At 58.9% G+C, this 11,566-nt stretch carries 12 protein-coding genes; 11 read left to right on the top strand and 1 reads right to left on the bottom strand.

Going from position 1 to position 11,566, the window contains the following annotated elements; genetic code table 11:
• Positions 1–259: 259 nt before the first annotated feature.
• Genes HMPREF1627_RS07080 through HMPREF1627_RS07065 form a run of 4 tightly spaced genes read left to right on the top strand, consistent with a single transcriptional unit; the run spans position 260 to position 3,362 of the window.
• A complete protein-coding gene (locus tag HMPREF1627_RS07080; RefSeq protein ID WP_034502405.1) occupies positions 260–1,084 on the top strand; it encodes an ABC transporter ATP-binding protein in 825 nt (274 codons plus the stop codon).
• Positions 1,081–1,716, top strand: a complete 636-nt coding sequence (locus HMPREF1627_RS07075; RefSeq protein WP_034502404.1) for an ABC transporter permease — start codon at positions 1,081–1,083, stop codon at positions 1,714–1,716. The genes HMPREF1627_RS07080 and HMPREF1627_RS07075 overlap by 4 nt, the downstream gene beginning before the upstream one ends.
• A complete protein-coding gene (locus tag HMPREF1627_RS07070; RefSeq protein ID WP_034502403.1) occupies positions 1,713–2,384 on the top strand; it encodes an ABC transporter permease in 672 nt (223 codons plus the stop codon). Before HMPREF1627_RS07075 ends, HMPREF1627_RS07070 begins: the two co-directional genes overlap by 4 nt.
• A 60-nt stretch (positions 2,385–2,444) precedes the next feature.
• Entirely contained in the window at positions 2,445–3,362 is a 918-nt protein-coding gene (locus tag HMPREF1627_RS07065; protein WP_034502402.1) for an ABC transporter substrate-binding protein, read from the top strand.
• Positions 3,363–3,547: 185 nt separating this feature from the next.
• On the opposite strand, the gene HMPREF1627_RS07060 is transcribed toward HMPREF1627_RS07065, so the two are convergent.
• Entirely contained in the window at positions 3,548–4,045 is a 498-nt protein-coding gene (locus HMPREF1627_RS07060) for an inorganic diphosphatase (protein ID WP_034502401.1), read from the bottom strand.
• A gap of 107 nt (positions 4,046–4,152) precedes the next feature.
• Here HMPREF1627_RS07060 and dacB point away from each other — a divergent pair, with 107 nt between their 5' ends.
• The 7 genes from dacB to folP all read left to right on the top strand — a co-directional run bounded on the left by dacB (position 4,153) and on the right by folP (position 11,563).
• Positions 4,153–5,532 carry a D-alanyl-D-alanine carboxypeptidase/D-alanyl-D-alanine-endopeptidase gene (gene dacB, locus HMPREF1627_RS07055; protein ID WP_034502398.1) on the top strand — a complete coding sequence of 460 codons (1,380 nt, stop codon included), beginning with the start codon at positions 4,153–4,155 and terminating at the stop codon, positions 5,530–5,532.
• A 25-nt stretch (positions 5,533–5,557) separates the two neighbouring features.
• Positions 5,558–6,367, top strand: coding sequence for a hypothetical protein (locus HMPREF1627_RS07050; protein WP_034502396.1), 810 nt, complete (start codon positions 5,558–5,560; stop codon positions 6,365–6,367).
• The gene (gene tilS, locus HMPREF1627_RS07045; RefSeq protein ID WP_234305280.1) at positions 6,364–7,437 is read left to right on the top strand and encodes a tRNA lysidine(34) synthetase TilS; all 1,074 of its coding nucleotides are present in this window, start codon (positions 6,364–6,366) and stop codon (positions 7,435–7,437) included. Before HMPREF1627_RS07050 ends, tilS begins: the two co-directional genes overlap by 4 nt.
• 64 nt (positions 7,438–7,501) lie before the next feature.
• A complete protein-coding gene (hpt, locus tag HMPREF1627_RS07040; RefSeq protein WP_034502390.1) occupies positions 7,502–8,056 on the top strand; it encodes a hypoxanthine phosphoribosyltransferase in 555 nt (184 codons plus the stop codon).
• 11 nt (positions 8,057–8,067) lie between these two features.
• Positions 8,068–10,137: an ATP-dependent zinc metalloprotease FtsH gene (gene ftsH, locus HMPREF1627_RS07035; protein WP_034502387.1), complete on the top strand. Its 2,070-nt coding sequence runs from the start codon at positions 8,068–8,070 to the stop codon at positions 10,135–10,137.
• A complete protein-coding gene (folE, locus tag HMPREF1627_RS07030; RefSeq protein ID WP_034502385.1) occupies positions 10,134–10,706 on the top strand; it encodes a GTP cyclohydrolase I FolE in 573 nt (190 codons plus the stop codon). The genes ftsH and folE overlap by 4 nt, the downstream gene beginning before the upstream one ends.
• Positions 10,703–11,563: a dihydropteroate synthase gene (gene folP, locus HMPREF1627_RS07025; protein ID WP_234305279.1), complete on the top strand. Its 861-nt coding sequence runs from the start codon at positions 10,703–10,705 to the stop codon at positions 11,561–11,563. The genes folE and folP overlap by 4 nt, the downstream gene beginning before the upstream one ends.
• Positions 11,564–11,566: the final 3 nt, after the last annotated feature.

The following is an 11,566-nucleotide window of genomic DNA, read 5'->3' as shown; positions in this document are numbered from 1 at the left end:
CGTTCGTTCGCTGCTGTCACATGAAGTTGGTGAATGTCATGCGTTATAGCCTGTGGCATTTGCTGACTTCGTGTGGAGGTTGCTAGACGGGTGGCGTGGCAGCAGGGCTCTTGCGTCGAGGTAGCCGCAGCAGATCCGTTTGTGAACTGTCTCAAGTTAGCAAGAAACAGAAATAACTTGCTCAGACCATTCGTTTGTAACAATGACACCGCAAAATGGCAGTCACGCGCCGCCCTTGTTTCGTTGCGAAGAGAGACCCATGATCACCTTCGACACTGTTTCAAAGACATATCCTCCGGATACGCGAGCAGTTGAAGACTTTTCTTTAACGATTGCCCCACACACAACAACAGTGTTCCTAGGGACTTCAGGATGCGGCAAGACCACGCTCATGCGGATGGTCAACCGCATGGTTACGCCAACATCCGGCACAGTCACCGTCCGAGGGCAAAACGTCGCCAACGAAGATCCTGTCGCTCTTCGCCGCTCCATCGGCTACGTCCTTCAAGACGGGGGCCTCTTCCCGCATCGAACAATCGTTGACAACATTGCGACCGTTCCAGTTCTCGAAGGCGCCTCAAAGGCAAGCGCGCGAGCCGACGCGCTCAAGCTCATGGAGCTCGTCGGCCTCGACCCCTCAATGGCAAAGCGCTATCCCGCACAGCTTTCTGGCGGCCAGCGCCAACGCGTCGGCGTCGCACGAGCGCTGGCAAACCGTGCCGATATCCTCCTGATGGATGAACCCTTCGGAGCCCTCGACCCTCTGGTCCGCGCTGATCTCCAGCGCCAACTCCGTCGCATTCAGAAGTCCTTGGGCACCACGATCCTCTTCGTCACCCACGACATTGACGAGGCCATCTTGCTGGGTGATCGCATTGTCCTCCTTCGCGAGGGGGCTCAGATTGCCCAAGAAGGTACTCCGCGCGATCTTCTCCTGAACCCGGCCAATGACTTTGTTCGCGAGTTCCTTGGAACCTCCGCAATCAGCGAGCGCGAACGAATTTTGGAGGGCGCAACCGGCGCAGACCAGGCGAACAAACCCAGCACGGCCTCGGCAAACGACGCACAGGGGGAGCGCGCGTGAACTGGCTCTCCGGTTCCTGGGCACTCATCGGTGAGCTCACCCTCACCCATCTCACCATCGCAGTGCCCGCGATTATTGCTTCGGTGCTGATTGCAGTTCCCATTGGAGCGTGGGCGCAGCGTTCAAAAGGCGTCGGGGGTGTAGTTCTCTCTTTCCTGACAGTTCTCTACGCGGTGCCTTCGTTGCCACTCCTGATTGTTATTCCGGTTTTGTCAGGGGTTGCTCTTCGCTCGCGGGTCAACATGGTTGTTGTGCTAACGATTTACGGAATCGCTGTGCTGATCCGTCAGTGCGCCGAGGCCTTCGCCGCTGTTCCTGCTGACGTCCTCGAGTCCGCCGATGCGCTGGGAATGTCGCGTCTCCGCCGATTCTGCACGGTTGAGCTTCCTTTGGCTGTTCCCGTGATCGTTTCTGGGACACGAGTGGTGATTACCTCGACGGTTGCTTTGGTAACGATTGGTGCGTTCATTGGTGTGCGCTCGCTGGGAACGCTGTTTACCGATGGCTTCCAGCGCGGATTGACCGTTGAAGTCTTGGCCGGGCTGGTGATGACGATTGCCTTGGCTCTGCTTTTGGATGCACTTGCAGTCGGCGTGGGAGCGCTAATGACACCGTGGAGGCGAAAGCAATGAACCTCCTATTTGAAGCCTTTCAATGGCTGGCGGATGGACACAATTGGCTAGGGCCATCCGGGATTTTCGAACGAGTGGGTCAGCACATCGTCTTCGTTGCAGCTGTTGTTTCTGTTTCGACACTCATCGCATTGCCAATCGGACTGTATATCGGGCACACCGGACGTTGGAAGAACCTCGTCATGATCGGGACCGGTGCCGCGCGTGCGGTGCCTACTCTTGGCCTTCTCACCCTAGTTGGTTTGTGGCTTGGAATCGGTTGGCAAGCCCCCTTGATTGCTCTGGTTGCACTTGCAATCCCGCCGATTATCGCAGGTGCATACTCCGGTGTGATCTCTTCTCAAGGATCATCCGATGCGGCGCGAGCGATTGGCCTGACTGAAGGACAGATCCTCACACAGCTAGAGATCCCAGCGGGCGCACCGCTGATTCTTGCGGGTGTGCGCTCAGCGGTACTCCAGGTGATCGCAACGGCCACACTGGCTGCATACACAGCGAACCTTGGATTGGGACGTTTCCTCTACACGGGGCTGAAGACGCGCGATTATGGACAGATGATCGGAGGCGCGATCGTTGTTGTTGCACTGGCACTCATTACCGACGCCATGCTTGCAGGACTCATGCGTCTCCTGCGCTCCCGAACCCATTCGGATTTACAAACTTTATAACTTCATCACATTCGCTTACAGGCTTTTCTACACTCAGCAGGCAAAACCAAAGGAAAGACAATGAAACGCTCCGTTCTCGCCGCCGCGGTAGCGGCATTCACTGCCGTTGCACTCACCGCATGCAGCACAGGGAAGTCTCTGGAAGGCGGCGAAGAAGCGAAGGGAAGCGCGGCCTCGTCGAAGATCGTGGTTGGCTCACAAGACTACTACTCGAATGAAATCCTGGCCGAGGTCTATGCCCAAGCGCTCGAAGGATCAGGCTTCACGGTCGAGCGTCAGCTGCGCATCGGTCAGCGCGAGGTCTACATGCCCGAGCTGGAATCGGGTTCGATCGATGTTTTCCCGGAGTACACGGGCAACTTGCTCCAGTACTTCGATAAAGATGCGAGTGCTCGTACGGATACTGAGGTTTACCAGGCGCTGGGCGGAGCGCTGCCCAAGGGGTTGCGCGTATTGGACGAAGCCCCCGCAACCGACCAAGACTCCTATGTTGTTACCACTGCTTTCGCTTCCGAGCACTCTCTCAGCTCAATTGGTGACCTGGCGAGCGCCGGACAGATCACTCTTGGTGGCAACTCTGAGCTTGCGACGCGTCCGTATGGACCGAAGGGATTGGAATCGGAATACGGTGTGAAGGTTGCTTTCACGCCGATCGAAGACTCGGGCGGACCGCTGACGGTAAAGGCGTTGAACGATGGCTCGATTCAGCTGGCGAACATCTACTCTTCGGACCCCGCGCTTGCAGACGGAAGCCTGACGGTCCTCAACGACCCGAAGGGACTCTTCTTGGCATCGCACGTTGTGCCGGTCGTTTCTACGAAAATCAACCAGGATGCAGCCGCTGTGATCAATAAGGTCAGTGCAGCTATGGACGCCAAGGACTTGATTGAGATGAATCGGCAGTCAACTGTCGAGGCGCAATCTGCGTCCTCGATTGCCTCGAAGTGGCTTGAATCGAAGGGGCTGCCGCACAAGTAAATGAGGGGGCACTTGTGTGGTGTCAGGTGCCGCCAACTCATCCCTGAATGCCACACGAAGTTGGTGAATGTCACGCGTTATGGCCTGTGTCATTTGCCGACTTCGTGTGTCGTTGCTGCAAACAGAAAAGGGCTGGTGCTCTAGTGAACACCAGCCCCGATCCCGTTGGGAGAACGATTAAACGCTCAGTGAGCGTTGAAGCCTTCTGTCTCTGCGCGCTCGAAGGAACGGCGGATTTCTTCTTCTGCCTCTTCTCGGCCCACCCAGTGCGCACCTTCGACGCTCTTGCCGGGCTCGAGGTCCTTGTAGACCTCGAAGAAGTGCTGGATTTCCAGGCGGTGGAACTCCGAGACATCTTCGATGTCGGTACGCCACGCGGCGCGCTGGTCCGAAGCGGGCACGCACAGGACCTTATCGTCACCGCCCTTTTCGTCGCGCATGCGGAACATTCCAAGGGCGCGGCAGCGAATCACGCAGCCGGGGAAAGTGGGTTCTTCGAGGAGAACAAGAGCATCCAAGGGATCCCCGTCCTCGCCCAGCGTGTCATCGATAAAACCGTAGTCATCGGGGTATCGAGTCGAGGTGAAGAGCATACGGTCCAAGCGGATGCGTCCAGTCTCGTGATCGATCTCGTACTTGTTACGGTTCCCCTTGGGAATCTCGATGGTCACGTCGAATTCCATTCGAGCCCTCCTGAGTCGTTGATCCACCACGTGGATGTCGATTACGTATTCTTACCCCCCGAAGCATTAGGGTGTTCCTAGGTCATTGACGGAAGGACAACCCCTACATGCGACGTGGGACTACTGCTGCGATTGTAGGCGCATCGAGCGCCGCAGTGCTGATCGCAGCCTATTTTGTAGCAGATGTGCAGGATGCCGCACCAGGCATCTTCACACTTTCTCAAGCACCCGCACCATCTGCTGCCCCCACAGCGTCAGCTGTGCCCGCTCCGACACTGAATGTTCCACAGGGACAGGGGGATAGTCAAGCCCCCACGAGCCGCGAGCTCGAAGAAGCATGGGCACCTAGCGTTGCCGCCGCACAAGAAGGCGGCTGGAACGCGTGGGCAATGGTCGTTGACGCGCGAAGCGGCAACACTCTCTACGAGTACAACGCGAATAGCGCCCACACCCCGGCCTCGATCACCAAGATCCTTACCGCCTACACTGCGCTGTCCCACCTCGACCCGAATTCGCATCTGACGACCTCGGTCGCTCAGGATAACGACAATATCTACCTCGAGGGCGAGGGCGATCTTCTTCTGGGCGAGGGAACCAATTCCATCGAGGTCAGCGGCCGTGCGGGCCTCGAAACCCTGGCGAAAGATACGGCGAGTTCCCTGATGTCTAAGGGCATTTCGCATGTCGAATTGCACGCGGCCCCCGCGCTTTTTGCGGATACCGCGCGCCCGGCCTCGTGGAGCGAACAGCAGGTTGCGGGCTACGAAGGCCAGCTCGCTCCCTACGCGATCGATGCGGGGCGCACCTACCCCAAATCGAATGAATTCTACGCGGACTCGATCTCGAACGTCGCTGAAGTTTTCGCGCAGAAGCTTCGCGCGCAGGGAATCGATGTTGATTTCGGGGTCCGAGGCCCAGCCCCCCAAGGCGCAACTCGGATCGCTTCCGTGCAGTCCGCGAGCGTCGACGAGCAGATTCGCTGGATGCTCTATCACTCGGATAACACCTTGGCGGACCAGTACTGTCACTTTGCCGCACGCCAATCCGGTGGGGAAGCAAGTTTCGCCGGGTCGGTCCAGACCCTCGAGAAGACGCTGAGTGAGCGCGGAATTCCTACCGATCAGCTTTCTTTGGAGGACTGCTCGGGGCTTTCCTCGAACGATCGGATTCACCCGAAGACTTTGGCAGCAATCCTTTCCCAGGGCTTCGACGCCACCCAACCCGTCGCGCCGCGCGTTGTGCGTAATCTTCCGTGGGCTGGAGTTCAGGGGACTTTGGCGAATCGCCTCACCGATGACATGGTCGCGGGCAATGCTCAGGCAAAAACGGGGTCTTTGGCGGAAGTGTCTTCACTCGCGGGAGTTGTCTCGACCTCGAAGGGGCACCCGGTGATCTTCGTCATCGGTATCGATAAGGTTCCCAATGATGGCGCCTATGCAACTCGCGGTTATCTGGACAATTTTGTCACCGCAATCGCCGAAATGTGACGGGCCGATTCGATAGCATAGAGACATGCCGATCTATCCCACTCTGACACAAATCGCGCAGGTCTCTGCTTTAGGCATTTTTTCGGGCCCCCAGGCGTCTTTCGCTTCGGCGCAGGCGATAGTTTCTCGTTTGAAGCGCGGCCAGGAGTGGGCGAACAAGCGCCTTCCCGGCGTCATTGGCCGTTTTGCTGAGTTTTCGCCGGTTGAGGTCTCTCTTCCTCTCGTCGAGCGCCGCTCTTCGATGCGTCTGTGGGCGCAATTCGCCGAGGACTGGGGAGTTCAGCTGCAAAGCGCACCCAGGATCCTCACCGCCCGGGGCGCTCTCGGAGTTCTCGCGAGGCGTTCTTTGAGCGTGAGTGGTCCCAATGGCGGGGTCGCCTGCATCGTTGCTCCGAATGTTCTCGAGGCCGGCATTCGCGGAAAGTTTGACTTGGGCGACTGGGCAAAGTGGGTTGCTTTGCGCGGGGCCGTTGATGTGTGGCTTTCTTCGCGGACGCCTTTCTTTGAGGAATACTGCCGTGAACTTGTTCCGGTTGCGTCGATTGATCCGATTGATGCGCAAGAGCTTTCTCGCCAGCTTCTTGTCCGTGATTGCATCATTGATGTTTTTATGGATTCATTGACTCCGAAGGACCTGTCTTCCGTTAAATGGATTGATGCTCACCGCCCGGCTGATTTCATGGTGGACGGAGCGCTTGTCACCCTTTTGGGCGGGCTTGTTCCGCAGGGGGTCATCCAGGCTCGCCGCGAGATGGCGAGCTATGTCCGCGAGGTTGTTGCAGGCCCCGGTCTTGAATCGATTTTGACCCCGCGGATGTGGCCGAGCTTCCAGTGAAATCTATTCCCGCAAACCCCACGGGGGATGTGCGACGCCTCTCTCTGGCCGTGCGCGAGCACGTGCACTGGGCGCTTGCCAATTGCGACGCGATTCTGATCGCAGTATCGGGCGGCGCAGATTCCACAGCTCTCGCAGCGGTTGTCATCGACCACTGCCTGCGCGCTGGATCCACCCCTTATACCCTCAGCGTTGATCACGGGATCCGTCCGGGTTCGGATCGCGAGGCCCAAGAAACATGCGAAGTGATGGCCTCCTTGGGCGCGCAGAGTTCGTGGGTGAGCGTCACCGTCGACGCCCCAGGTGGTCCCGAGGCCTCGGCTCGCTTGGCCCGCCGGAGTGCACTTGCCACGCACGCCCGGACTTTGGGCGAGAGGGTCGCCGTCTTCTTAGGACACACGATGGACGACCAGGCCGAGACTGTTCTTTTGCGCCTTGCACGAGGCTCTGGAGTTGGCTCCCTGCGCGCGATGAGTGTTCGCGATGACGCCGGGAGCATCGTGTGGATGCGTCCCCTGATGAATTGCCGCCGCAGCGAGACTCTAGGTGCATGCCGCCAGCTTGAGCTTCCTTGGGTTGATGACCCCTCGAACAAGATGGACGGTCCGTGGCGAGCTGCTGACGGGAGTGCGCTGCGCCGCAGTGCGGTGCGCGAGCAGGCGATCCCCAGCCTCGCGAATAGCCTTGGGATGGACCCGGTTCCTGCCCTTGCCCGCACGGCTGAACTTTCCGCTGCAGACGACGAGGCCCTCGATGAGTGGGCAGAGCAAGTTTGGCAGCGCGCGTGGGAGGCTTCGGCCGGGGCGGCCTCGGGAATCGGGGTACTTCGGGTCGCAGAACTCAAAGAAATCCCCCAAGCGGTGCGCATGCGCGTTCTTCACCGCTATCTCAGCGCAGTGGGAGCACCCTCCCTGGCTCACCTCGAAGAGGCCGATGCACTCATCACTCACTGGAGCGGGCAAGGTCCTCTCTCGATTCCCAAAGGGACGCTCACGCGCGCGGGAAAAGGAAAAGATGCGAGGCTCATCTTGCAGCCATTGCGCCTAGAGCGAGAAAGACCGCGTCACTGAGCAGCCCGTAGGGCACATGTGGCACTCTTATTATCTGGACTAGCAGTCGAAAGGACATGGAACTGTGGACGCACAGGACATGGGAGATGCGCTCGAGCGCATTCTGGTTACCGAGGACGAACTATCTCGCCGAATGCGTGAACTCGCTGCGCAAATCGACGCGGATTATCAAGGCAAAGAGCTTCTCTTAGTAGGCGTTCTCAAGGGCGCTCTCATGGTGATGGCCGATTTGTCACGCAATCTTCACACTCCGCTGGCAATGGACTGGATGGCCGTGTCTTCCTATGGGACCGGCACAAAGTCTTCCGGCGTGGTTCGCATCCTTAAGGATCTCGACGCAGATGTGCATGGCCGGGACGTCCTGATTGTCGAAGACATTATCGACTCGGGTCTGACGCTGTCGTGGCTCCGCGAAAACCTCTTGTCTCGCGGTGCAGCATCGGTCGAAATCGCTGCAGCGCTTCGCAAGCCTGAAGCTGCAAAGGTCCATGTTGACGTCAAATACGTCGGTTTTGATATCCCCAACGAATTCGTCGTGGGCTACGGCCTCGACTATGCAGAGCGCTACCGTCATCTTCCCTTCGTCGGGACCTTGGCGCCGCATGTTTATGGCGGCTGAAAGGGGCTTCCATGGCAAATAACACTCAGAGCAAGAAAAAGAAGAACGCCTGGGGGCTTGCAGCAATTCCCGTGCTGCCCCTCATCATCGCGCTGTTCTTCTTGTGGACGTGGTTCCAGCCCCAGTCGGTGGATACCTCCGAAGGCCTTCAGATCCTGAAGGAAGCTCAGATTGAGCGCGTGAGTGTCAATGACGGCACGCAGCAGGTCAACCTGATGCTCAAGGACCCTTGGACGCACAAGGCCGTCGGGGCCAATGATCGTGAGCGCAGCCTTGGACGTTCGATCTCCTTCACCTACGCGCGCACGCAGTCGCAGGCTATCGTCGATGCAGTAGAGAAGGCCTCGCCGACAACCGGGTGGAACGCCTACTATCCACAGTCTTCGCTTCTGGGTTCGACCCTGGTCATGGTCCTGCCGCTGCTCATCGTCATGGGCCTCTTCTGGTTCTTCATGGGCCGAATTGGCGGCGGGCGGATGATGGGTCCCTTCAGCCAGAGCCGCACGAAGGAATTTAACCAAGAGCGTCCAAATGTCACCTTCGCGGATGTCGCGGGTGAAGATGAGGCCGTCGAAGAACTCGAAGAAGTTCGCGAATTCCTGATTGCCCCCGAAAAGTTCCACAAGGTTGGAGCCCGCATTCCCCGAGGCGTCCTGCTTTACGGTCCACCCGGAACGGGTAAGACTCTGCTGGCAAAGGCAGTTGCAGGAGAGGCCGATGCCCCCTTCTTCTCTATCGCCGGTTCCGAGTTCCTCGAAATGTACGTCGGTGTTGGCGCCTCGCGCGTGCGCGACTTGGTTGCACGCGCCAAGAAGGTTGCTCCCGCGATCATCTTCGTCGACGAAATCGACTCCATCGGTCGCCACCGTGGTTCGGGATATGGCGGCGGCTCCGATGAACGCGACCAGACTCTGAACCAGCTCCTGGTTGAGATGGATGGTTTTGACGATTCCTCGAACTTGATCTTCATTGCGGCAACGAACCGCCCCGATATTCTTGATCCGGCGCTGCTGCGTCCGGGACGCTTTGACCGTCAGATCGCGGTTGAAGCCCCTGATCTCAAGGGGCGCGAGGCCATCTTGCGTGTGCACGCCGAAGGCAAGCCGCTGACCAATGACGTCAACCTCCACACGATCGCGAAGCGCACCCCGGGTTTCACCGGCGCCGACCTTGCCAATGTTTTGAACGAGGCCGCGCTGCTGACCGCTCGCTCCAACGCTGACCTGATCGATAACCGTGCCATTGACGAGGCCATTGACCGCGTCATCGCTGGCCCGCAGAAGCGTACTCGCGTGATGAACGACCACGACAAGTTGGTGACCGCCTATCACGAAGGTGGCCACGCCCTGTGTGCTGCTGCTCTTCGATACACGGACCCGGTCACGAAGGTGACGATTCTTCCGCGCGGTCGCGCTTTGGGCTACACCATGGTGCTCCCGACCGAGGATCGTTACTCCAAGACCAGGAACCAAATTCTCGATGATCTGGTCTACGCGATGGGTGGTCGCGTCGCCGAAGAACTCGTCTTCCGTGATCCTTCCACCGGCGCCTCGAACGATATCCAAAAGGCCAGCGCACAGGCACGTGCTTTGGTCACCGAATACGGTATGTCCGATCGCATCGGTAATGTGCGGCTGAGTGCGGACGAATCCGATCCCATGACCGGGTATGGAATGGGCCGCGGGAATGAGCGCGCATACTCAGACGAATTGGCATCCATCGTGGATGAGGAAGTTCGCAAGTTTATGGACGCGGCAACCCGCGAAGCATGGGAGATCCTGACGAAGAATCGTCACGTCTTGGACCGCCTCGCTCAGCGTCTTCTTGAAGAAGAAACCCTGGACGAAGCTCAGCTGGCTGAGATCTTCGCCGATGTCATCAAGCAAGATGAGCGTCCCGTGTGGAATTATGGCGAAGAGGCTGCCATCGATGGTGCAGTTATGGGCAACCCCATTGAGATGCCCGGTGGTGACCGCGCGAAGTTTGATCCGAATTCGGATCCCAGCGAGGCTGCGGCCGAGCCAGCGATGACGCTTGATGATCCCGCCGGGGGAGTGCAACCCGAGGAGAATGCTCAGTGACCTACGATCAGCACGGCGTTGAGGATGCTTCCCGCGCTCTTCTTGAGGCAGTCGGGGAGGACATTACGCGCGAAGGCCTGCGTGATACTCCTTCGCGAATGGGGCGTGCGTGGCGCGAGCTGCTCAGCGGTTTGGAAGAGGATCCCCGCGATCACCTGAAGACCACCTTCGAAGTGGGGACGGACGAAATCGTCATGGTCCGTGATATCCCCTTCTATTCCGTGTGTGAGCATCACCTTCTGCCTTTCTACGGACACGCGCACGTCGGCTACATCCCGAAGGGCGGTCGCGTGACGGGGCTTTCGAAGCTCGCGCGCGTTGTCGAGGGCTATGCTCGTCGTCCCCAGGTTCAAGAGCGCCTCACCGCGCAGATCGCTGATGCGATTGATGAGGTTCTTGCCCCGCAGGGCGTCATTGTCGTTGTCGAGGCCGAGCACATGTGCATGACCATGCGCGGTATCTCCAAGCCAGGCTCCTCAACGGTAACTTCCGCTCTGCGCGGGATCGTCAAGCGCGATGCAACGCGGGCGGAAATGATGTCTTTGGCCTTGGGAGGGGTCCGTCGATGACGTCTCACGAGGCCGCCTCCGCTTGGGCGCTCGCGGGCGGTGCGCGTCCGCCTCGTCTTCCCAAGGGAATCACGCTTCCTACTGACCGGATGCTGGTCATGGGAATTCTTAACGTGACTCCGGATTCCTTCTCCGATGGGGGGCGTTTCTTTGACCCGGGCGCTGCCTTTGAGCACGCGCTTCAGATGGTTGAAGCCGGCGCCGATCTTGTTGATCTTGGCGGCGAGTCGACGCGTCCGAATTCTCAGCGCATCAGCGAGGACGAGGAGTGGGAACGCATCGGTGCGACCATCCAACGCCTGACTCAGGCGGGGATCGTCGTTTCGGTTGATACTCTTCACGCGATCACTGCTCGCCGAGCCGCAGACGCGGGAGCCGCAATCATCAATGATGTCAGTGGGGGGCGCTGGGATCCGCAGATGAACGCTGCGGTTGCCCAAACCTCGTGCGCCTACGTCATCCAGCACTATCGTGCGCTTCCCGGAATGCCCGAAGAATCCTTCGATTACGGGGACCAACCCATTGCCGTGGCGCTGCGTGAGCGCGTGGCAAGCCAGGTTCGCGATGCTCTCGAGGCCGGTGTTGAGCCTGAGCGCATCATCGTCGACCCCGGACTGGGTTTTTCACTCAATAACGAACAATGCTGGTCTCTCGTCGCGTCGCTCCGGATTTTTGCGGAGCTTGGGTACCCTGTTCTTATAGGTGCGTCCCGGAAACGCTTCCTCGGTCAGTCCCCCCTTTCGGACCGAGACGAAGCAACTCTCGATATTTCTCGGCGCGCACTTTCAGACGGGATGTGGGCTGTCAGGGTCCATGCCATAGACCAACAAGCGAGGCTTGTGCGTGCAGGGAGGTGAGGG

It is taken from the genome of Actinomyces sp. S6-Spd3 (assembly GCF_000758755.1).
GTDB lineage: Bacteria > Actinomycetota > Actinomycetes > Actinomycetales > Actinomycetaceae > Pauljensenia.
Note: the sequence above shows the minus strand (reverse complement) of the source record. Positions and strands in the feature narration are given on the sequence as shown.